16 protein-coding genes and 1 other RNA gene are annotated in these 18,763 nt (G+C 60.2%); 13 read left to right on the forward strand and 4 right to left on the reverse strand.

Annotated features, from left to right (window positions below):
* Positions 1-13: 13 nt before the first annotated feature.
* Positions 14-976, reverse strand: a complete 963-nt coding sequence (nudC, locus tag FB593_RS09075; protein WP_145166475.1) for an NAD(+) diphosphatase — start codon at positions 974-976, stop codon at positions 14-16.
* Positions 976-1,404: an HIT domain-containing protein gene (locus tag FB593_RS09080; RefSeq protein ID WP_162760790.1), complete on the reverse strand. Its 429-nt coding sequence runs from the start codon at positions 1,402-1,404 to the stop codon at positions 976-978. The genes nudC and FB593_RS09080 overlap by 1 nt, the downstream gene beginning before the upstream one ends.
* 65 nt (positions 1,405-1,469) lie before the next feature.
* On the opposite strand from FB593_RS09080, the gene ffs reads away from it, so the two are divergent.
* The 3 genes from ffs to FB593_RS09095 all read left to right on the forward strand — a co-directional run bounded on the left by ffs (position 1,470) and on the right by FB593_RS09095 (position 3,957).
* Positions 1,470-1,566, forward strand: an RNA gene (gene ffs / locus FB593_RS09085) — signal recognition particle sRNA small type.
* A gap of 162 nt (positions 1,567-1,728) precedes the next feature.
* On the forward strand, positions 1,729-3,606 hold the full coding sequence (locus FB593_RS09090) for a DNA polymerase III subunit gamma/tau (RefSeq protein ID WP_113472985.1): 1,878 nt from the start codon (positions 1,729-1,731) through the stop codon (positions 3,604-3,606).
* Between the two features lie 27 nt (positions 3,607-3,633).
* On the forward strand, positions 3,634-3,957 hold the full coding sequence (locus FB593_RS09095) for a YbaB/EbfC family nucleoid-associated protein (protein ID WP_003514318.1): 324 nt from the start codon (positions 3,634-3,636) through the stop codon (positions 3,955-3,957).
* Between the two features lie 13 nt (positions 3,958-3,970).
* Here the strand turns inward: FB593_RS09095 and FB593_RS09100 are convergent, their stop codons facing one another.
* Entirely contained in the window at positions 3,971-4,606 is a 636-nt protein-coding gene (locus tag FB593_RS09100) for an MOSC domain-containing protein (RefSeq protein ID WP_186447900.1), read from the reverse strand.
* Positions 4,607-4,643: 37 nt separating this feature from the next.
* On the opposite strand from FB593_RS09100, the gene recR reads away from it, so the two are divergent.
* Both recR and FB593_RS09110 read left to right on the forward strand, forming a co-directional pair.
* Positions 4,644-5,249: a recombination mediator RecR gene (gene recR, locus FB593_RS09105; RefSeq protein ID WP_003514308.1), complete on the forward strand. Its 606-nt coding sequence runs from the start codon at positions 4,644-4,646 to the stop codon at positions 5,247-5,249.
* Positions 5,250-5,372: 123 nt separating this feature from the next.
* Complete coding sequence (locus tag FB593_RS09110) at positions 5,373-6,611, forward strand: lytic murein transglycosylase (RefSeq protein WP_414896258.1); 1,239 nt, start codon at positions 5,373-5,375, stop codon at positions 6,609-6,611.
* Between the two features lie 90 nt (positions 6,612-6,701).
* Here FB593_RS09110 and FB593_RS09115 read toward each other — a convergent pair whose 3' ends face one another.
* Entirely contained in the window at positions 6,702-8,330 is a 1,629-nt protein-coding gene (locus FB593_RS09115) for an MFS transporter (protein WP_076843882.1), read from the reverse strand.
* A gap of 287 nt (positions 8,331-8,617) precedes the next feature.
* On the opposite strand from FB593_RS09115, the gene rimP reads away from it, so the two are divergent.
* From rimP to pnp, 8 genes are all read left to right on the forward strand, one after another.
* The gene (rimP, locus tag FB593_RS09120) at positions 8,618-9,214 is read left to right on the forward strand and encodes a ribosome maturation factor RimP (RefSeq protein WP_003514299.1); all 597 of its coding nucleotides are present in this window, start codon (positions 8,618-8,620) and stop codon (positions 9,212-9,214) included.
* 64 nt (positions 9,215-9,278) lie between these two features.
* Positions 9,279-10,895 (forward strand): transcription termination factor NusA, encoded by a 1,617-nt coding sequence (nusA, locus tag FB593_RS09125; protein WP_003514298.1) that lies wholly within the window; start codon positions 9,279-9,281, stop codon positions 10,893-10,895.
* Positions 10,892-11,593: an RNA-binding protein gene (locus tag FB593_RS09130; protein ID WP_003514297.1), complete on the forward strand. Its 702-nt coding sequence runs from the start codon at positions 10,892-10,894 to the stop codon at positions 11,591-11,593. The genes nusA and FB593_RS09130 overlap by 4 nt, the downstream gene beginning before the upstream one ends.
* A gap of 102 nt (positions 11,594-11,695) precedes the next feature.
* Positions 11,696-14,443: a translation initiation factor IF-2 gene (infB, locus tag FB593_RS09135; RefSeq protein WP_065688455.1), complete on the forward strand. Its 2,748-nt coding sequence runs from the start codon at positions 11,696-11,698 to the stop codon at positions 14,441-14,443.
* Between the two features lie 75 nt (positions 14,444-14,518).
* A complete protein-coding gene (gene rbfA / locus FB593_RS09140) occupies positions 14,519-14,935 on the forward strand; it encodes a 30S ribosome-binding factor RbfA (protein ID WP_003507167.1) in 417 nt (138 codons plus the stop codon).
* Positions 14,936-14,938: 3 nt separating this feature from the next.
* Positions 14,939-15,886, forward strand: a complete 948-nt coding sequence (truB, locus tag FB593_RS09145; RefSeq protein WP_038489324.1) for a tRNA pseudouridine(55) synthase TruB — start codon at positions 14,939-14,941, stop codon at positions 15,884-15,886.
* A 163-nt stretch (positions 15,887-16,049) separates the two neighbouring features.
* On the forward strand, positions 16,050-16,319 hold the full coding sequence (rpsO, locus tag FB593_RS09150) for a 30S ribosomal protein S15 (protein WP_003514294.1): 270 nt from the start codon (positions 16,050-16,052) through the stop codon (positions 16,317-16,319).
* 271 nt (positions 16,320-16,590) lie between these two features.
* Positions 16,591-18,738 carry a polyribonucleotide nucleotidyltransferase gene (pnp, locus tag FB593_RS09155; RefSeq protein ID WP_145166477.1) on the forward strand — a complete coding sequence of 716 codons (2,148 nt, stop codon included), beginning with the start codon at positions 16,591-16,593 and terminating at the stop codon, positions 18,736-18,738.
* Positions 18,739-18,763 lie beyond the last annotated feature (25 nt).

Below are 18,763 nucleotides of genomic sequence, written 5' to 3' on the forward strand. Positions count from 1 at the left end.
CTGCCGCAAATCTTCATTTCGTCCATTCCACCCAGTCGCGCATCAGCCGGTGCGCGATGGCACCGCCCGGAGGCGCGGAAAAGCCCTCGCCCGCAGCAGCCTCCAGCATCGTGGCCACCTCCGCCCGCGTGAACCAGCGGCAATCCTCCAGCTCGATCTCATCGCGGGAAATATCGAACGAGAGAGCCTCGGCATAACAGCCGATCATCAGCGTGTGCGGCATCGGCCAGGGCTGGGAAGCGTGATAGCGCACGCGGCCGATTTCGACACCGGATTCTTCATGTGTCTCGCGGCGCACGGCCTGCTCGATCGTTTCGCCCGGCTCCACGAAACCGGCGAGGCAGGAATACATGCCCGGCGCAAAATGCGCGCCGCGTCCGAGCAGGCAAAGATCGCGCTCGATATCGATCGTCATCATGATGACAACGGGATCGGTTCGGGGAAAAATAGTGTGATTGCAGGCGGCGCAGATGCGCTTGTAGCCGCCGATACGCAATTCCATCGTGCCGCCGCACCGTCCGCAGAAGCGGTTGTCGGCATTCCAGTGCGTAAGGCTGACGGCCTGGGCAACCTCGCTCAGCAATTCCTCATCGAGAAGATGATCGCGATAAAGGGTGCGGGCATCGGCCAGCTTGTAGTAGCTCGCCAGCGTGTCTTCCGTGACGGCCACCGGCACCGCAATTCTCGGTTCGCCGGTTTCGCGGTATCCAAGCAGAACGGCATTGTCGAAATCCGGCTGCAATTCCGCCAGCTCATAGGCGGAAAACAGGGGATCTATGACCTGTTCGTCATGTTTCAGGACAAGCCGGTTGCCGGAGAAGGCAAAAATATGGGTGCCATCGACTTTCAGCGCATCGGCAACGCAGTCTTCTGTCCGCTTTTCGGCGAATCGGTTGAGGGCGTTCTTGGAAAAGGCTGTCAGCAGGCTTGCTTCGGGGTGGGGAGCAGTGGTTTCGAAAATAGTCATTGATATCATCAGAGCGCGCCGGATATTTTTTTCATCAAGGATTCCTTTTCGCCCGGGCCATAGGGCACTGGCGTCCCGTGACCCCAGATTGGGCCGGGCCAGCAGGTGTCGCCTTCGTGGCGGGCGATAATATGGACGTGAAGTTGCCGGACGATATTGCCCAGCGCGCCGACATTGATCTTGGTGGCCCCGGTAACGTCCTTCAGCGCGGAGGCGACGAGATTGGTCTCGAACGTCAGCACGGCCTGATCGAGCGGAGTAAGATCGAACAGCTCGCTGGCGCCGCCTCTCTGTGGCACCAGCACCAGCCAGGGCCAGCGGCTGTCGTTCTGCAAACGCAGCTCGCATAGTCCCAAACGCATTACAAGCGCACTGTCGCGCGCCAGCCTGTCGTCCAGCCGGAATGTCTCCAAGGCGTCCTCCATGTTTGTTTTCATTGTGATAGCAGTTTTTTGAAGGCTTGGCTTGCATTTGCTTTCGATATTGCCGATATGTGGCCCCGGGAGGTTGGTGGTGGACGAGCCACTCGCCAACCGGGTCAGGTCCGGAAGGAAGCAGCCCTAACGAGCCAGGCACGGGTCGCCGTGCCAGCCTCCCACCCTTTTTAAATTCCGCTCAGCTTTCGCCGGGCCGGTTCAGCCTGAAAGCGGCCCCTGCGTATCGGCATGATGTGCAGACTTTAGAGGAATAGAGCGTGCCTGATGCGTCCAATGGGACGCACGGCGCTCTAGGACAAACTGGCAAAATAAACTGGCGAGGCGATGAGCGACACCTTACCCACCACATCAAGCGAATCCCAGGGCGGGACCGGCTACCGGGTACTGGCACGCAAATATCGTCCGAAGGATTTTTCCGATCTGATGGTTGGCCAGGAGCCGATGGTCCGCACGCTGACGAATGCGTTCGAGACCGGCCGCATCGCGCAGGCCTATATGCTGACCGGCGTTCGCGGTGTGGGCAAGACGACCACCGCGCGTATTCTTGCCCGTGCGCTGAACTACAAGACCGACACCATCGACAAACCGACCATCGACCTGCGTATCCCCGGCGAACATTGTCAGGCGATCATGGAAGGCCGTCATGTCGACGTGATCGAGATGGACGCCGCCTCCCATACCGGTATTGACGACATTCGCGAGATCATCGAGCAGGTGCGTTACCGCCCGGTTTCGGCGCGCTATAAAGTCTATATCATCGACGAAGTGCACATGCTCTCGACGCAGGCCTTCAACGGTCTTCTGAAGACGTTGGAAGAGCCGCCGGAGCATGTGAAATTCATCTTCGCAACCACTGAAATCCGCAAGGTTCCGATCACCGTGCTGTCGCGGTGCCAGCGCTTCGACCTGCGCCGCATCAGCGCCGCCGATCTCGTCGGCCTGTTCACTGCCATTGCCGGCAAGGAAGGTTTCGAGGCCGAACCGCAGGCGCTCTCAATGATTGCACGCGCGGCTGAGGGTTCCGCCCGTGACGGTCTTTCCCTGCTCGATCAGGCGATCGCCCATGGCGGCGGACGCGTGGAAGCCGAGGCGGTGCGCGGCATGCTGGGTCTTGCCGACCGGGCGCGCATCGTCGATCTTTTCCAGCACATCATTAAAGGTGATGTCGCGGCGGCACTTTCGGAATTCAACGGTCAATACGAGGCAGGCGCCAACCCCGTCGTCGTGCTGAACGACCTTGCCGATTTCACTCACCTCGTCACCCGCATGAAATATGTGCCGGATGCGTCGGAAGATCCCTCGCTGTCCGAGATCGAACGCGTGCGTGGCGCGGAATTTGCCGAGACAATCGCCGTGACTGCGCTGTCGCGTATCTGGCAGATGCTGCTCAAGGGTATTCCGGAAACTGAAAATGCCTCACGTCCTGCGGGTGCGGCCGAAATGGTGTTGATCCGCCTTTCGCACGCCGCCAATCTTCCGGCACCGGAAGACGCGGCGCGACGCCTGCTCGAACTTTCCAACAGCGATGGCGGCTATTCCAATGGCGCGCCTTCGGGTGGCGGCAATGGCGGCGGCACTCGCGCCTATTCCTCAGGACAGACAGTGGCCGCAGGAAGACCTGTGGAGCTTTCCGCCCAGAGGCCGGCAAGCTCGCAGCCTTCGACCATGCTGCGCGCCGTGCCTGACAGCCGCCCGCAGGAAATGCAGGTCGCGGCACCAAAAACCGAAGAACGGCCGGAGCCGAAGGTTCCCGTCAACTCTCTTCAGGACATTGCCGACCTGTGCCAGAAAAATCGCGATCCCGTCATGCGGGCGAAGGTTCGCAACTTCGTGCGGCTGGTGCGGCTGGAGCCGGGCCGGCTCGACATGCGCCTCGGCGATGGCGCACCCGGATCGCTCCCCGGCGAACTTGGTGTAAAGCTGAAAGAGTGGACCGGTATCCACTGGATCGTCAGCCTTAGCAAGGAACAGGGTCAGCCGACGCTGGTTGAAGCAGAGGGCAGTGCGCGCGACGCCCGCCTCGTGGATGCGAGGCAGGACCCTGACGTTGCAGCCATTCTTCAACAGTTTCCAGGTGCAAAAATCACCGACGTGCGCATTCGCGTCACCCAGCAGGACGAGCCGGACGAGATCGCCCCGCCGCCTTCGGTTGCCGAATCGAGCGAGGGCGACATCCTTCCCGGCGACGATATCGAATTTTAATACATAACAAAAACAGGAGTTTGGCACATGCGCGACATCATGGGCATGATGGGCAAGGTCAAGGAAATGCAGGCCAAGATGGAAAAGATGCAGGCTGATATCGCCGCGCTTGAAGTCGAAGGCAAGTCCGGTGGCGGTCTCGTCACCGTGAAGCTGAATGGCAAGGGCAGCCTGCTGGGCCTGAAGATCGATCCGTCTCTCTTCAAGGAAGACGACGTCGAAATTCTCGAAGACCTGATCGTCGCCGCCCACAATGACGCCAAGGAGCGCGCCGAGGCCATCACCGCTGAAAAGACCAAGGAAATCACGGCTGGCCTGCCGATCCCGCCCGGCATGAAGCTGCCGTTCTGATATTCTTACGAATTCAGACTTCCAGCATGGCGCGGAACCGGCTCGCAAGCGGGGTGCCGAGATATGCGGCACGTTCGTCCCTGGTAAGCTGCATGGGGCGGAAGCGCTGGAGAATGACCGGTATGGGCAGTTTCGTTCCCTGATAGGGTTCGAAAGCGATGCCTTCACCGGCGCTGAGCATTCGACCTTTCAGAACCCGGCAATAAAAGCCCGGCTGACCCGCCTGCCGAAAACGCGGCGCGAAGCCGGGATCGCCGAGCCGGGTTGACAGGGTGGCGCAGGGAATGCGGGCGGCGGTCACTTCCAGCACCACTTCCTCGGCTGAAAACCTGTCGCCGACATGCAGTTTTGCACTATCGACACCTTCCAGAACCAGATTTTCGCCGAAAAATCCTGGCTCAACCACAAAACCCAGCGCACGCGACCAGAAATCGAGATCCGCGGAGCCCATGGCGTAGATCGCCTGATCCGGCCCGCCGTGATGTTTACGATTGCAGACAGCGTCGCTGACGATGCCTTGCGCATCGACCATCACCGCGCCCTGCACGGCATGTTTGAAAATACCCGTCTTCGCCGTCTTTCCCGGCAAGGCCTTCGCCTCGCCCCGGCACACTGCCCGTATTTTCATGGACTGCCCTTCGCGCTTCATGATTCCCGTTTCCCGATTTATGCAGTAGAAAGCGCTCATGGCAAAACGAGTCACCGGTCCCGAAATCGAAAAACTGATCCAGCTGCTTGCAAAAGTGCCGGGGCTTGGGCCCCGCTCGGCGCGGCGGGCGGCGCTGCATCTCATCAAGAAGAAGGAACAGCTGCTTGGACCGCTGGGCCACGCGATGGGTGAAGCCTATGACAAGGTGAAGATCTGCTCGTGCTGCGGCAATGTCGATACCATCGATCCCTGCACGGTCTGCGCCGATGATAGACGTGACCAGTCGGTCATCATCGTGGTGGAAGACGTGTCGGATCTGTGGGCGCTGGAGCGAGCAGGCGCCATGAATACCGCCTATCATGTGCTTGGTGGCACGCTGTCGCCGCTCGATGGCGTCGGGCCGGAAGATCTGAACATCAAGGGACTGATCGATCGCGTCAGCGCCGGCGGTATTCGCGAGCTCATCATCGCCGTCAATGCGACGGTGGAGGGACAGGCAACAGCCCATTACATCACCGATCGCCTGGCCGATCTCGGCATCAAGATCACCCGGCTTGCGCATGGCGTGCCTGTTGGCGGCGAGCTGGACTATCTCGACGAGGGCACATTGACGGCGGCGCTGCGCGCTCGCACAACGATCTGACGCCTTCTTTCCCTGTCCGTCACTCGAAGAGGAGACCGAATGCGAAACCGATTTGATTCTTTGTTTTGGCGCATTTCCAGACGGAAAACCGGCCTCCACTTTTCCTGGAAAAGCCTCAAGGCATTGGCCGCCATTCTTTCCGTTTTTTCAGCAACGGACGCTCTGGCGCAATCCGCGCCGACAGGTGCCGCTGCTGCCCGGTACGATGCCGATTTCAATGCATGGCTGAAAAAGGAAATCTGGCCGGAAGCGCGCAAGGCGGGAATTTCGCAAAAGACGCTGGAGGCTGCGCTGAGCGGCCTTTCCATCAACTGGAGTCTGCCTGATCTCGTCATCCCCGGCCAGAAGCCGCCGAAGGAACAGAGCCAGAGCCAGGCCGAATTTTCATCGCCCGGCGCTTATTTCTCCGAAAAACGATTGCAGGGGCTTGCCGCCACCGGCCGCTCTCTGGCCGCGACGCATGCCGCCACCCTTCGCCGGATCGAAGCCAAATATGGCGTGCCCGGCGATGTCGTCGTGGCGATCTGGGGCCGCGAATCCGGTTTCGGCCGTGCGAAACTGCCGCATTCGGTTGTCGATGTGCTGGCGACGAAAGCCTATATGTCGACCCGCAAGGAGATGTTCCGCACCGAGCTGATCGATGCGCTGAAGATCGTCGAAAGCGGCGATATTGCGGCCTCGCGCATGATGGGGTCCTGGGCAGGCGCGCTCGGTCAGCCGCAATTCATGCCGTCGAGCTATCTCAAATATGCCGTTGATTTCGATGGCGACGGCCACCGCGATATCTGGAACTCCGTGCCGGACGCATTGGCATCCATAGCGAACTATCTTTCGCAGCGCGGCTGGCAGAGGAATCGCGACTGGGGCTTCGAAGTGTCTATACCCGGCAACGTCTCCTGCGCCCAGGAAGGCCCGGATCTTGCCCGGCCGGTGAGTGCGTGGGCGAAGATGGGGATCACCCGCATTTCCGGAAAGGCCTTTCCATCCAACGACCTCTCCGCCGACGGCATGATGCTTGTGCCGGCCGGGCGGCACGGGCCGGAATTCGTGGTGACGCCGAATTTCTACGTCATTAAGGAATACAATAACTCCGATCTCTACGCGCTGTTTATCGGCAATCTCGCCGACCGCATCTCCCATGGGGCGGGGCCGTTCAAGGGCGAATGGGGCAATGTCGGATCGATGTTGCGCTCCGACGTTCTTGCCATGCAGAAGGCACTGGTCGCCAAGGGCTATGATGTCGGCAAGGCGGACGGGCTGGCCGGCTTCAAGACACGCCGGTCACTGGGCGACTGGCAGGCGAAAAACGGTCTGTCACCGACCTGCTTTCCCGATGCTACGCTGAAAGCGAAGCTGAAATAGCAGCTTACTGGCGACGTGTGAAAACATCTCCTCCGTCATGCGCGGGCTTTTCCCGAGCATGACGTCACCACTACTTAGCCCTATCGTCTCTCAATGCTGGTCCGTATGCGGCTTGTGGAAGATATCGTCGGTCGGCGGAATGGTTTGCCGCTCGATCATCCGGTGCACGCGGGGCCGTGTCTTGCCGCGATGAAGGGCCAGCAGCCGGTCCCAGGCTTCCGCATCCGCCTGAGTGCGGCGGTGGTTGTGGCGGACATATTCCACCCATGTCAGTACATGGTAGCTTTCCGTCCAGATATCTGGATTTTCCAGATCACGCATCAGGTTCCAGTTGCGCGCGCCATCGCGCAGACGGATGCGGCGACGCTCGGCCATCAACGGCAGGAATTCGCCGAGATCCTCGTCATGAATTTCATAGTCTATGAGAATGGCAATCGGCCCGCTGCGCGGCTTGATATCGAGCCTTAGCGGCGGTTCGACGAAACGGTTGAGCGGATCGAGATTGAGTGAAGCAAAAGCGGGCATGGCGAGTTTGAGGCCGACGACGACGCCCAGCAGCATCAGCACGCACGAACCGAGAAGCGAATAGGAAATACCGTAATCTTCCGCCAGCTCGCCCCACAGCCAACTGCCGACGGCAATGCCGCCGAAGGTCAGCGTCTGGTAAAGCGACAGCGCCCGGCCCACCACCCAGCGCGGGGCAGAAAGCTGGACGATGGTATTGAACAGGGAAAGCGCCAGAACCCAGCAGGCACCGGCAATAGTCAAAACAAGCGAGGTTACGATCGCGTTCGTGCTGACCGCCGTCACGCCGGAACTGAAGGCGAAGCCCAAAAAGGCGACACGTACGATCCATTCGCTGGACAGAACCTCGCGAAGTCTGGCGCTGACGAGCGCGCCGCCGATAGCGCCGACGCCGAACGCACCCAGCATGACGCCGTAGGTCAGCGGGCCACCCTCGACCAGATCGCGGGCAACGATCGGCATCAGCGCCAGGATGGCGCTGGCGGAAAGGCCGAAGAGAAAGCCACGCACCAGAACCTTGCCGATATTCGGCGACATCGCCACATAACGCATCCCGGCCGATATGGCGGCAAGAAGCTGCTCGCGCGGCAAGGTCGAAGCATATTTGGGCGGCTGCCAGCGAACCAGCGCGTAGATGAGGGCAAAATAGCTGAGCGCGTTCACGAAAAACGCGGCCGCGGCGCCGGCGGCAGCGACGATGATGCCGCCGATGGCAGGACCGACGCTGCGGGTGATGTTGAAGCCCACGCTGTTCAGTGTCACGGCAGCGGGCAAATCTTCTCGCGGCACCATTTCTCCGACGGACGCCTGCCAGGACGGATTGTTGAGCGCCGTGCCACAGCCGATCATGAAGGTGAAGAAGAGCAGCAACCACGGAGTGAGCCAGCCGGACCAAGCAAAAACCGTCAGCAGCACGGAAGCCGTCAGCATCAGGATCTGAGCGGAAATCATGATGCGGCGGCGGTCGAAACTATCGGCCAGTGCGCCTGAAATCAGCGAAAACATCATGATCGGCAGCGAGGTGGAGGCCTGTACCAGCGCGATCATGTTTTCGGAACTCGACAGCGAGGTCATCATCCACGCGGCGCCAACCGCCTGGATCAGACCGCCGAAATTCGAGGCAAGGCTCGCGATCCAGATTCGTCTGTAAGTCAAATGCCTTAAAGGCGCGAGTGGCGATTTACGGTCAGGCACGATCAGTCCACTTGATGCAACTGCGATTTGTCAAACGGCAACTATAGACAGTGCCGGAAATCATGCCACCCTTTCCGACACGGTGACGGTGAAAATGTGGCCGAAGCCGTGACTGAAGCGCCCTGCCCGCGAAAACCTTGCAATCCTGCCCTGATGGGTCTATATGACCTTTGAAATTCTTGATCGCTTGATGAAGAGTGGGGCCGCAAGGCTCCGCTCTTTTTCGTTAGGCGAACCGGAAACCACGGGCTGAGCGCCCGGTGAAAATCTAAAGACCGGAAGGCCAGATGGCAGACACCGTACATGAACCGCGACTGATAACCGAAACGGGAATCGACCAGCGCATCGCCGAAATCATCGAGCCTGTTTTGACGGGCATGGGATATCTTCTGGTGCGCGTGCGGCTCTCCAACCAGAACGGCATGACCCTGCAGGTGATGGCCGAGCGGGAAGACGGCACCATGACCGTCGAGGGCTGCGAAGCCGTGTCAATGGCGATTTCACCGGTTCTTGATGTGGAAGATCCGGTCGATAAGGCGTATCATCTCGAAGTTTCCTCGCCCGGCATCGACCGGCCGATGGTTCGCAAGTCGGATTTCACCCGTTGGCAGGGCCATCTGGTGAAGGCCGAAACCTCCATTCTGGTCGAAAACCGCAAGCGGTTTCGCGGCAAGATCGTCGAGGTGGATGCGGACGGCTTCAAGCTGGAACGCGACCAGATCGCCTATGGCGACGAACCGACAGTCACCATTCCGTTCAGCGCGCTTTCAGATGCGAAGCTCATTCTGACGGACGACCTTATTCGTGATGCGCTGCGGGCAGACAAGGCGGCAAAGGCCGCCGCCGCAAACCAGAACGACGAAAACGAAGCAGACGAAGACTAATTCCAACGTAAAAGCCCGGAAAACGGGTGATCCCCGCAATTATGCGACTTACGGAGACAAAAAAATGGCAGTGAGTGCTAACCGGCTTGAGCTTCTGCAGATCGCCGACGCTGTGGCGCGCGAAAAGGTCATCGACCGCGAAATCGTGCTTGCCGCAATGGCCGACGCTATCCAGAAAGCCGCCCGCTCGCGCTATGGTTCGGAAACCAACATTCGCGCCGACATCAACTCCAAGACCGGCGAAATCCGCCTGCAGCGTCTTCTGGAAGTGGTAGAGACGGCCGAAGACTATTCGACCCAGATTCCGCTCGAACTTGCCCGCGACCGCAACCCGGACGCCAAGCTCGGCGATTTCATCGCCGATCCGCTGCCGCCGATGGATTTCGGCCGTATCGCCGCACAGTCCGCCAAGCAGGTCATCGTTCAGAAGGTGCGCGAAGCAGAACGCGACCGTCAGTATGACGAGTTCAAGGATCGCATCGGCGAAATCGTCAACGGCACCGTCAAGCGCGTCGAGTACGGCAATGTCATCGTCGATCTGGGCCGTGGCGAAGGCATCATCCGTCGCGACGAGATGATTCCGCGGGAAAACATGCGTTATGGCGACCGTGTACGCGCTTACGTCTACGACGTTCGCCGCGAGCAGCGTGGCCCGCAGATTTTCCTGTCGCGTACACATCCGCAGTTCATGGTGAAGCTGTTCACCATGGAAGTTCCTGAAATCTACGACGGCATCATCCAGATCAAGTCGGTTGCCCGTGACCCCGGTTCCCGCGCCAAGATCGCCGTCATCTCGAACGACTCGTCGATCGATCCGGTCGGCGCCTGCGTCGGTATGCGCGGTTCGCGCGTTCAGGCCGTTGTCGGCGAATTGCAGGGCGAAAAGATCGACATCATTCCGTGGAGCCAGGAGCCGGCATCCTTCATCGTCAACGCCCTGCAGCCCGCCGAAGTGGCCAAGGTCGTTCTGGACGAAGAATCCGAACGCATCGAAGTTGTGGTTCCCGACGAGCAGCTTTCGCTCGCCATCGGCCGCCGCGGCCAGAACGTACGTCTGGCATCGCAGCTGACCGGCTGGGATATCGACATCATGACCGAGCAGGAAGAATCCGAGCGTCGCCAGAAGGAATTCAACGAGCGCACGGCACTCTTCATGGACGCCCTCGATGTTGACGAGATGGTTGGTCAGGTTCTGGCTTCCGAAGGCTTCGCGCAGGTTGAAGAACTTGCCTATGTCGATCTTGGCGAAATTTCCTCGATCGACGGCTTCGACGATGACACCGCCGATGAAATCCAGACCCGCGCCCGCGAATATCTGGAACGCCTGGAAGCCGAAATGGACGCCAAGCGCAAGGAACTCGGCGTTGCCGACGAGCTGCGCCAGATCGAAGGCCTGACCTCGCAGATGATGGTCGCCCTTGGTGAAGACGGTATCAAGACCATCGAGGACTTTGCCGGTTGCGCCGCAGACGATCTGGTCGGCTGGAGCGAACGCAAGGACGGCGAGACGAAGAAGTTCGAAGGCATCTTCTCCAAGCTCGACGTATCGCGCGTCGAAGCTGAGAACATGGTTGTGCAGGCCCGTCTTCTGGCAGGCTGGATCACGGCCGAGGATCTGGCTTCCGAAGAGGAAGTCGATGCGGAAGCTACTGAGGAGGCGGATACCGCCGAACAGGAATGACATCGCAGGTGCATGAGCCGGACGAGCTGCCCGAAACCGATGAGGACGGGCGGCTGGAAGGCAACGTCAATGGACGTATGTGCATTGTGACAAGGCAGAGCGGATCTCCAGACGAGTTGATCCGCTTCGTCGCAGGGCCGGACGGCAACGTCGTTCCGGACCTGAAACGCCAATTGCCGGGGCGCGGATGCTGGGTAAAGCCGGAGCGCGCCCTGATAGAGAAAGCCATCGCGAAGAAGATCTTCGCACGGGCACTCAAACGCGACGTCAAGGCCGGGCCGGAGCTTCTCGCTCTTCTCGACCGGCTGATGTCGCAGCAGCTTGCCGGAATGATGAACATGGCGCGCAAGGCGGGTCAGTTCATCAGCGGCGCGACGAAAGTCGATGCCGCCGTCCGTTCGGGGAATGCGATTGCCGTGTTCCACGCAACCGATGCCGCGGCAGACGGCGTGCGAAAACTGGACCAGGCCCGCAAGGCCTGGGAGCTCGGCAGCGATGCCGGCAATGAAATTCCGTCCTTCCGGCTCTTTAGCGAAGCCGAAATGGACGAGTTGATGGGCCAGAATGCTTTTATCCATGCTTGCGCGCTTGCGGGGCAGGCGGGTGAGGGTGTAGTGAAGCGCGCAAAGATGCTTAAGCAGTACCGCCTTGGCGGTCAGCCTGAGGCGGAACGCGACGCTGCCCGGACAGTACAATGACGCGGTTGCCAAACATGAACGGCCGCCGCGTTCCGATGCAGCAATTGAACGACGAGACCTGATGGATGTCATCCGGTTCTCGTCCGTAGGAACGGGAACGGAATGACCGACAACAACGACGACAAGACACTCAATGCGCCGGCCAAGAAGACTCTTACCCTGAAACCGGGCGGGATGAATCAGGGCACCGTGCGGCAGGACATGGGTCGAGGTCGCACCAACGCGGTTGTCGTGGAAACACGCAAGCGCCGCCCCCTGCGTCCCGAAGACGAGAAGCCGGTTCAGCCTGTCGTGGCGGCAGCTCCGGCGCCGAAGCCGGCAGCGCCTGCCCCTTCGGCACCGCGTCCGCAGGCCCCACAGCAACGCATTCAACAGCCGAGCAACCAACAGCAGCGTCCGGGTTCTTCCCATTCGCAGCAGCGCCCCGGCTCGTCCGCACCGCAGCAGCGTCAGCCTGACCGTCCGCGCGGCAACGTTCTGCACGACCTGTCCGCAGGCGAGATGGAAGCCCGCCGCCGTGCGCTGATAGAAGCGCAGGCTCGCGATGTTATCGAAGCCAAGCAGCGCGCCGAAGACGAAGCTCGCCGCAAGGTGGAAGAAGAACAACGCATCGCCGCTGAAAAAATCGAAGCCGAAAACCGCGCTGCCGAAGAGGCTGCTGCGGCAAAGATCGCTGCGAGCCAGCCTGTTACGGAAGCGAAATCCGATCTGTCCGGCGAAAAGCCGGCTGCGACCGCTGCGCCGGCGCCACGCGCTGACGCCCGTCCCCAGCCTGTTGCTCCCCGTTCCACTCCCGCCACGCCCGATGCCGCCGCTCCCCGCGGACGCCGCACCGGTGGTGACGACGAGGACGATCGCGGCGCAGTCCGTCGTGGCAGCAGCCTTCCGGCTCGTGGCAAGGTCGTGGCTCCGGTTCCGGCCAAGCCTGCAGCCCGCCTGAAGACCGAAGAAGAGCGCCGTCGTGGCAAGCTGACCGTGACCGCCGCCAATCTGGAAGAAGATGGTACGCCGCGTGGCCGCTCGATGGCATCCATGCGCCGCCGCCAGGAGAAATTCCGTCGCAGCCAGATGCAGGAAACCCGCGAAAAGGTTCTGCGCGAAGTCATCCTGCCGGAAACCATCACCATTCAGGAACTGTCGCAGCGTATGTCCGAGCGCGCCGTTGACGTCATCAAGTTCCTGATGAAGGAAGGCCAGATGCTGAAGCCGGGCGACGTGATCGACGCCGATCTGGCGGAACTGATCGCGGTCGAATTCGGCCATACGGTCAAGCGCGTTTCCGAATCCGACGTTGAAGAGGGTCTCTTCAACAAGGCTGACGATGAAGGCGAGATGGTTTCCCGTCCGCCGGTCGTGACCATCATGGGCCACGTCGACCACGGCAAGACCTCGCTGCTCGACGCTATCCGTCAGGCGAATGTCGTTGCTGGCGAAGCCGGTGGCATCACCCAGCATATCGGCGCCTATCAGGTCGAAAAGAACGGTCAGAAGATCACCTTCATCGACACCCCCGGCCACGCCGCCTTTACGGCAATGCGTGCCCGTGGTGCGCAGGCAACCGACATCGCCGTGCTGGTTGTTGCAGCCGACGACAGCGTGATGCCGCAGACGATCGAGTCGATTAACCATGCGAAGGCGGCCGGTGTTCCGATCGTCGTTGCGATCAACAAGATCGACAAGCACGAGGCAAACCCTGAAAAGGTTCGCCAGCAGCTGCTGCAGCACGAAGTGTTCGTGGAATCGATGGGTGGTGAAGTTCTTGATGTCGAAGTGTCGGCCAAGAACAAGCTCAACCTCGACAAGCTGCTCGAAGCGATCCTGCTTCAGGCAGAAATCCTCGATCTCAAGGCGGATCCAAGCCGCACTGCGGAAGGCACGGTCATCGAAGCCGAGCTGGACCGTGGACGTGGTGCCGTCGCGACCGTTCTCGTGCAGAAGGGTACACTGAAGCCCGGCCAGATCATCGTTGCCGGCGATCAGTGGGGCCGTGTGCGCGCGCTCGTCAACGACAAGGGCGACCACGTAAAGGAAGCCGGTCCGGCCATGCCGGTCGAAATCCTCGGCCTTTCCGGTACGCCGTCGGCCGGTGACCGTTTTGCGGTTGTCGAAAACGAAGGTCGTGCTCGCGAGATCTCCGAATACCGCCAGCGTCTGGCTCGCGACAAGGCTGTTGCCCGTCAGACCGGTCAGCGCGGCTCGCTGGAACAGATGATGAGCCAGTTGCAGACTTCGGGATTGAAGGAATTCCCGCTGGTCATCAAGGCGGACGTGCAAGGTTCGGTCGAAGCCATTATCGCTTCGCTCGACAAGCTCGGCACAGACGAAGTCCGCGCTCGTGTCGTTCACTCTGGTGCTGGTGCCATCACGGAATCGGATATCTCGCTTGCCGAGGCATCGAACGCCGCGATCATCGGCTTCAACGTTCGCGCCAACGCACAGGCACGTACGGCGTCCGAACGCGCCGGTATCGAAATCCGCTACTACAACATCATCTACGATCTGGTGGATGACGTGAAGGCGGCGATGTCGGGTCTGCTTTCGCCGGAACGTCGCGAGACCTTCCTCGGCAATGCCGAAATCCTCGAGGTGTTCAACATCACCAAGGTCGGTAAGGTCGCGGGTTGCCGCGTCGTCGAGGGCAAGGTGGAACGTGGTGCGGGTGTGCGTCTGGTGCGCGACAACGTCGTTATCCACGAAGGCAAGCTCAAGACCCTCAAGCGCTTCAAGGACGAAGTCAACGAAGTGCCTGTTGGTCAGGAGTGCGGTATGGCCTTCGAGAATTACGAAGACATTCGCGCCGGCGACACCATCGAGTGCTTCCGCGTCGAACACATCACGAGAACGCTCTAAGCGTCTCGCCGCAAAACAGGACTTTTCTGTCGGGCGCCGGCTTCACCGGCGCTCGCTCCGTTTGAGGCATTACCCATGGCAAAAGCAACATCATCGGCCCCTTCGCAACGCATGCTGCGTGTTGGCGAACAGGTGCGCGCCGCACTGACCCAAATTCTCCAGCGCGGCGAAGTCCGCGACGATCTGATCGAAGGCACCGTCATTTCCATTTCGGAAGTGCGCATGTCCCCCGATCTCAAGATCGCGACCGCTTACGTGACGCCGCTTGGCGTTGCCGATCACACCGACATCATCACGGCGCTCAACCGCCATGCCAAGTTCATGCGCGGCCGCCTCGGCCCGCAGCTGCGGCAGATGAAATACATGCCGGAACTGCGTTTCCGCGACGATACGAGTTTCGACAACTACCAGAAGATCGACGCACTCCTGCGGTCACCGGAGGTGCAGCGCGATCTGGGACCTTCGAACGAAAAAGACGACGAACAGAACTGAAGCATGTCCAAACCACGCAAACAGCAGAACCGCAAACCCAAGGGCCGCCCGATTTCGGGCTGGCTCATTCTCGACAAGCCGCTCGATTTCGGCTCAACCGAAGCCGTTTCCAAGATCAAATGGCTGTTCAACGCCCAGAAGGCAGGTCACGCCGGAACACTCGACCCCTTGGCGTCCGGCATGCTGCCGATTGCCCTCGGTGACGCCACAAAGACCGTTCCTTACGTCATGGACGGCCGGAAAATCTACGAGTTTACCGTCACCTGGGGTGAAGAACGCGCAACCGACGATCTGGAAGGCGAGGTAGTCAACTCCTCCGACCAGCGCCCGGACGAACAGGCGATCCGCGATATTCTGCCCAATTATACCGGCGTGATCATGCAGACGCCGCCGCAGTTTTCCGCCATCAAGATTGCCGGTGAGCGGGCCTATGATCTGGCGCGTGAAGGCGAAACGGTGGAGATTCCCGCGCGCGAGGTGGAAATTCACCGCCTGACGCTGCTCGCCTGCCCCGACGCCAGCACAGCGCATTTCGAAGTGGAATGCGGCAAGGGTACCTATGTGCGGGCGCTTGCGCGCGACATGGGCCGGGATCTCGGCTGTTTCGGTCATATTTCGCAATTGCGCCGTACAATGGTCGCGCCATTCGGCGAGGACATGATGGTACCGCTCGAAACCTTGACGGCGCTCGAAGCCATCGAAGACCGCGACGAGCGGCTTGAAGCGCTCGATGCTTTTCTGATCGACACGGCGGAAGCGCTTTCATCCCTTCCCCACCTCATCATCAATGATGATCAGGCACACCGGCTGAAGATGGGCAACCCGATCCTGCTGCGCGGGCGTGATGCGCCGGCCAATCACCCGGAGGCCTATGCCACTGCGCATGGCAAGCTCATTGCCATCGGCGAGATCGGCGAGGGCGAATTCCGGCCGAAGCGCGTTTTCGGTTGAGACGAGCCTTGAGGGGCGGCGTCAATCGCCTCTTTCAATTGTACCCGGAATAGTTTATAGGCAGCGCCAGCTTGGGCTTTGCCTATGCTGCCGAATGGCCAGAGCTGGACGACATCCCGGCTCTAGGCGTCCCATTTTTCCTTAAAATAGAAAGGATCGTCCGATGTCGATTACTGCAGAGCGCAAAGCCGCCCTCATCAAGGAATATGCAACGAACGAAGGCGACACCGGTTCTCCGGAAGTTCAGGTCGCTATTCTGACCGAGCGGATCAACAACCTGACCGGTCACTTCAAGGACCACAAGAAGGACAACCACTCCCGTCGTGGCCTTCTGACGCTGGTTTCGAGCCGCCGTTCGCTTCTCGACTATCTGAAGAAGAAGGACGAAGCCCGTTACAGCAAGCTGATCGGTGCTCTCGGCATTCGCCGCTAAAACCTTATCCGGCGGGTTTCGCAACGATACCCGCCGGTTTTTATATCTGGCCTTTTGAAGGTCATCTTCAATTTCCGGGCGTTCGCCATAGATGTGGCCCCCGGACGATAAGGCAGCCCCGGATGGGCCGGTGCAGCCTTTTCAACCGCAGACCTGTCATGGGGCAGGATTGCCGGATGCTTGCACCTTGAAAAGCCTCCGGCTGTCTTGCCCGTGATTGCGTCGTTCGTTGCCCCCTCGCAAGGCGGGCATACACAAACAAGGACAAGATATGTTCAATAAACACTCCGTGGAAATCGAATGGGCTGGCCGCCCGCTGAAGCTCGAGACAGGCAAGGTTGCCCGTCAGGCTGACGGCGCCGTCATCGCAACCTACGGCGAGACGATGGTTCTTGCGACGGTGGTTTCCGCAAAGTCTCCGAAGCCGGGACAGGACTTCTTCCCGCTCACCGTGAACTACCAGGAAAAGACCTACGCAGCCGGCAAGATCCCCGGCGGCTATTTCAAGCGCGAAGGCCGTCCGTCGGAAAAGGAAACGCTGGTTTCCCGCCTGATCGACCGTCCGATCCGCCCGCTGTTTCCTGAAGGCTACAAGAACGACACGCAGGTTGTCGTAACGGTCATTCAGCACGACCTCGAAAATGACCCGGACGTTCTGTCGATGGTTGCCGCATCCGCTGCGCTCACACTGTCTGGCATTCCTTTCATGGGCCCGGTCGGCGGCGCGCGCGTTGGTTACATCAACGGCGAATATGTTCTGAACCCGCATCTTGATGAGATGGATGAATCGGTTCTGGATCTGGTTGTTGCCGGCACGCAGGACGCCGTCCTGATGGTGGAGTCGGAAGCCAAGGAACTCAACGAAGACGTCATGCTCGGCGCCGTCATGTTCGGCCATCGCGGCTTCCAGCCGGTTATCGACGCGATCATCAAGCTCGCTGAAGTTGCCGCCAAGGAACCGCGCGAGTTCGAACCGGAAGATTTCTCCGCGCTCGAAAACGAAATGCTCGGCCTTGCCGAAACCGAACTGCGCACCGCCTACAAGATCACCGAAAAGGCTGCCCGTTACGCCGCCGTCGACGCCGTAAAGGCGAAGGTCAAGGCTCACTTCCTGCCGGGAGAAGGCGAAGCGAAGTATAGCCCTGAAGAAATCGGCGCTGTCTTCAAGCACCTTCAGGCGAAGATCGTTCGCTGGAACGTTCTCGACACCAAGAGCCGCATCGATGGCCGCGACCTGTCGACCGTTCGTCCGATCGTTTCGGAAGTTGGCATCCTGCCGCGTACGCACGGCTCGGCGCTGTTCACCCGTGGTGAAACCCAAGCGATCGTTGTTGCGACGCTCGGCACCGGCGAAGACGAACAGTATGTCGACAGCCTGACCGGCATGTACAAGGAACGTTTCCTTCTGCATTACAACTTCCCGCCCTACTCGGTCGGTGAAACGGGCCGTATGGGCTCCCCGGGCCGTCGCGAAATCGGTCACGGCAAGCTCGCATGGCGCGCTATCCGTCCGATGCTGCCGACTGCGGAACAGTTCCCCTACACGCTGCGCGTCGTTTCCGAAATCACCGAGTCCAACGGCTCTTCGTCGATGGCAACGGTTTGCGGCACCTCGCTTGCACTGATGGACGCTGGCGTACCGTTGGCCAAGCCAGTTGCCGGTATCGCCATGGGCCTTATCCTCGAAGGCGAGCGCTTTGCGGTTCTCTCCGACATCCTGGGTGACGAAGATCACCTCGGCGATATGGACTTCAAGGTTGCAGGTACTGCCGACGGCATCACCTCGCTGCAGATGGACATCAAGATCGCCGGTATCACCGAAGAGATCATGAAGATCGCTCTGGAGCAGGCACAGGGTGGCCGCAAGCACATCCTCGGCGAAATGGCGAATGCCATCACCGAGAGCCGCGGCCAGCTTGGCGAATTCGCACCGCGCATCGAAGTGATGAACATTCCGGTCGACAAGATCCGTGAAGTCATCGGTTCGGGCGGCAAGGTCATCCGCGAAATCGTCGAAAAGACCGGCGCCAAGATCAACATCGAAGACGACGGCACCGTCAAGATCGCTTCTGCTTCCGGCAAGGAAATCGAAGCGGCCCGCAAGTGGATCCATTCGATCGTTGCAGAACCGGAAGTCGGCCAGATCTACGAAGGTACGGTCGTCAAGACCGCTGACTTCGGCGCTTTCGTCAACTTCTTCGGCGCCCGCGACGGCCTCGTTCACATCTCGCAGCTCGCTTCCGAGCGTGTCGCAAAGACCTCCGACGTCGTCAAGGAAGGCGACAAGGTCTGGGTCAAGCTGATGGGCTTCGACGAGCGTGGCAAGGTTCGCCTGTCCATGAAGGTTGTCGACCAGGCAACCGGCAAGGAAGTTGCCGCAGACAAGAAGAAGGAAGATGGCGAAGCCGCTGCCGAGTAAGGCAGCCTCGCCAGACCCTATCGAG

Origin of the sequence: Rhizobium sp. SJZ105 (genome assembly GCF_007828365.1) — a bacterium.
GTDB lineage: Bacteria > Pseudomonadota > Alphaproteobacteria > Rhizobiales > Rhizobiaceae > Agrobacterium > Agrobacterium tumefaciens.